At 46.9% G+C, this 750-nt stretch carries 4 tRNA genes; all 4 read right to left on the reverse strand.

The features are described from left to right. Positions 1-12: 12 nt before the first annotated feature. Positions 13-88 (reverse strand) — tRNA-Glu (locus H5161_RS19920). Between the two features lie 94 nt (positions 89-182). Further along, positions 183-258 (reverse strand) — tRNA-Glu (locus tag H5161_RS19925). Between the two features lie 181 nt (positions 259-439). Beyond that, a tRNA-Glu gene (locus tag H5161_RS19930) sits at positions 440-515 on the reverse strand. Between the two features lie 92 nt (positions 516-607). After that, positions 608-683, reverse strand: a tRNA-Glu gene (locus H5161_RS19935). Positions 684-750: the final 67 nt, after the last annotated feature.

Raw genomic sequence — 750 nt, forward strand, 5'->3', positions numbered from 1 at the left:
AAAATAAGTAAGTGGCGTCCCCAAGGGGATTCGAACCCCTGTTACCGCCGTGAAAGGGCGGTGTCCTAGGCCTCTAGACGATGGGGACACATAAATGTGTCACTAGGACAACTGAATTTTTAGACTCGTTTCAGGCGAGCTTTCTTAATAACACTTCACTTCCCTATTAAAAAATAAGTAAGTGGCGTCCCCAAGGGGATTCGAACCCCTGTTACCGCCGTGAAAGGGCGGTGTCCTAGGCCTCTAGACGATGGGGACACATAAATGTGTCACTAGGACAACTGAATTTTTAGACTCGTTTCAGGCGAGCTTTCTTAATAACACTACACTTCCCTATTAAAATAAGTAAGTGGCGTCCCCAAGAGATTAGTGCTCTTGATAACGTCGTGCATAGAGAGTGCGGTGTCACACTGCTTTACACGATACTTAAAATAGTAAGTGGCGTCCCCAAGGGGATTCGAACCCCTGTTACCGCCGTGAAAGGGCGGTGTCCTAGGCCTCTAGACGATGGGGACACATAAATGTGTCACTAGGACAACTGAACTTTTAGACTCGTTTCAGGCGAGCTTTCTTAATAACACTACACTTCCCTATTAAAATAAGTAAGTGGCGTCCCCAAGGGGATTCGAACCCCTGTTACCGCCGTGAAAGGGCGGTGTCCTAGGCCTCTAGACGATGGGGACACATAAATGTGTCACTAGGACAACTGAATTTTTAGACTCGTTTCAGGCGAGCTTTCTTAATAACACT

The organism is Pseudoalteromonas sp. SG43-5, from assembly GCF_014164345.1.
GTDB lineage: Bacteria > Pseudomonadota > Gammaproteobacteria > Enterobacterales > Alteromonadaceae > Pseudoalteromonas > Pseudoalteromonas distincta.